The following is a 2,285-nucleotide window of genomic DNA, read 5'->3' as shown; positions in this document are numbered from 1 at the left end:
AAAGAAATATTCTACGGAAGTGTTGCGCTAATTGGTGAGAAAAAGAAACGTATTAAAAGGAAAATAAAGTAAAGAAAATACCAAAAAATGGGAACAAACAACAATTTTATTCATGATTGTTGTTTTAGCTCCCAAGCAAAAAAACTAACTGTAAATATATTACTTTTTATCAAAATAAATGCAATTATGCAAAGCTAGTGGGACAGGTACCGCGTCCCACCAATTTAAGGAAAATGGGACAGTGAACCTGTCCCTCCGTCCCTAGTTAGATCAATCTTCTGAGTCGTCTGCTGCTCCAGCTCCGGCAGCTGCATCGTCAGAGAATTTGTCAGAGAACTTGTCTGAGAATTTATCAGAGAATTTATCAGAACCTGATTGTTGAGAAAGTGTTGTTAGACTTTCAGAAAATCCGGTTGAAAAAGCTTGTGCAAAGGATTCAGCAATGACTGGTGCAAGCGCATTTAGTTGCGCTAATGCTGGATTGTTTTTTTCTGTTGCGGCTGCTTTTTTAATGCCTTCTGCAAAAGAATTCGAAAAAGCCTCAGCAAATGCTGTTGCAAAGGAAGAAACTGAAGCTTCGACCAAGTTCTTCACTTGTTCTCTATTGATTTTTTTATCCACAATGATCCCTCCCTCCGAATGGATTACTCTATCTTACGTATCCGTACACTGACTGTACACGCCATTTACCTCACTGCAAAAACACATTTTTTTAACAAAAAGCTTTTCCTTTCATATAGTGAAAACAAAAATAGTATAGGAGGGGAAAATGGTGGAGGTTCGTACTCGAATACCTGAAAAGGATGATTCTCATATCATTGCAATGGGTGCTGCTATTTTTGGAGTGGATGCCGGATTGATTAAAAATAGGTTAAACCAAGCAGAGGAAGTGTTACTCGTTTGTGAGGATCAAGATAAAATAGTAGGCTTCTTAAGCTATCGCCTAAAAGAGAAAAATGAATTTTTCATAGATATGGTGGCTTTTGACCCATTCTATCAAGGCAGAGGGATTGCACAGTCTTTTTTGCCGACTTTACTTGAATATGCGAAAGACAAAGGGGCTTTAACAATTGGAGGCATGGTTTACAAAAAGAATGAGCGTGTATTGAAATTATTCAAGCATTGGGGCTTTCGCATCAAGAGATATTATGTTGATACTGTCTATATAGAAAAGGTCATTTAACAGGGGGGAAGTCATGAATATTGATTGTTCCAAGATGCTTATGGAGCATTATGAGCTGGTTTTGGAAAGCTGCGAAATCATACGTAAAACAAAACGTTCATTCGTAATAAAGTGCAGGACCAATCAAGGTCTTTTCCTGTTGAAACAAGTATTTATAAGTTTTGAGAGGCTTCATTTTCTTTTGCAAGCAACGGAGTATTTAAGGGGAGAAGGCCTTCTCATTCCTAAACTAGTAAAAACGATCCATCAAAATGATTATGTTATATGGGAAGGAAATATCTATTATCTTCAAGAATGGATACCGTCCGTCTCGACACCGGTTATTTCAGTAGAAGACTTGATAGGACTATCAAAACAAATTGGAAGGGTTCACAAGTTGTCGTTGAACTATCATTCTCCCAACGCACACCTCTTCTTTAAGGAAATCAACTGGGAAGATAATATGAAGCGGGCTCTTTTCCTTTTGGAGGGAATGCGTCTGGTGAAGTCCTCCAACAGGGAGGAGATTGATTTCTTTTTGGAGGCTGGGATTAGGGTTGTAAACGAATTGGACAAATCATCCACCTTTCAGGTTTTGAAAAACCTTCCTTTAGAAAAACAGTTTTTGTGTCATAATGATCTTCACATTGGTAATCTATTAAAAAGTGAATCAGGACTCTTTATCATAGATTGGGATTTAGCAAAATATGATGTTCCTGCTAAGGACCTGAATGGATTAATCAAAATAGTGGGGAAGGTAACAGGGAAGTGGGACACCACGGTTTTCGAATCCATTTTAGAAGCATATACCCAAGAAAATCCAATAACTGATCAAATGGTATCTCTTATTATTTTGTATCTCGCATTTCCACATAATGCCTTGCATCTTTTTGTAAAAGAGCTTACTCAAACCGAATCCCTCCAGCAAATCCAATCACTGCTCCAATTTGAAAAAGAAAAAACCGAATACTTGTTAATGGGACAAGGGGACAGGTACACTAGCTTTGCATAATTGCATTTATTTTGATAAAAAGTAATATATTTACAGTTAGTTTTTTTGCTTGGGAGCTAAAACAACAATCATGAATAAAATTGTTGTTTGTTCCCATTTTTTGGTATTTTC

3 protein-coding genes are annotated in these 2,285 nt (G+C 37.1%); 2 read left to right on the top strand and 1 reads right to left on the bottom strand.

Translation table 11 applies throughout. The features are described 5' to 3' along the window. Positions 1-270: 270 nt before the first annotated feature. Positions 271-621 (bottom strand): hypothetical protein, encoded by a 351-nt coding sequence (locus E1I69_RS24035; protein ID WP_161974975.1) that lies wholly within the window; start codon positions 619-621, stop codon positions 271-273. Positions 622-769: 148 nt separating this feature from the next. On the opposite strand from E1I69_RS24035, the gene E1I69_RS24030 reads away from it, so the two are divergent. Further along, positions 770-1,183, top strand: coding sequence for a GNAT family N-acetyltransferase (locus tag E1I69_RS24030; protein ID WP_136382010.1), 414 nt, complete (start codon positions 770-772; stop codon positions 1,181-1,183). A gap of 13 nt (positions 1,184-1,196) precedes the next feature. Beyond that, complete coding sequence (locus E1I69_RS24025) at positions 1,197-2,174, top strand: phosphotransferase (RefSeq protein WP_136382009.1); 978 nt, start codon at positions 1,197-1,199, stop codon at positions 2,172-2,174. Positions 2,175-2,285 lie beyond the last annotated feature (111 nt).

The organism is Bacillus timonensis (assembly GCF_004799755.1).
Taxonomy (GTDB): domain Bacteria; phylum Bacillota; class Bacilli; order Bacillales; family Bacillaceae_L; genus Ferdinandcohnia; species Ferdinandcohnia timonensis_A.
This window is presented reverse-complemented; position numbering and strand designations above follow the sequence as displayed.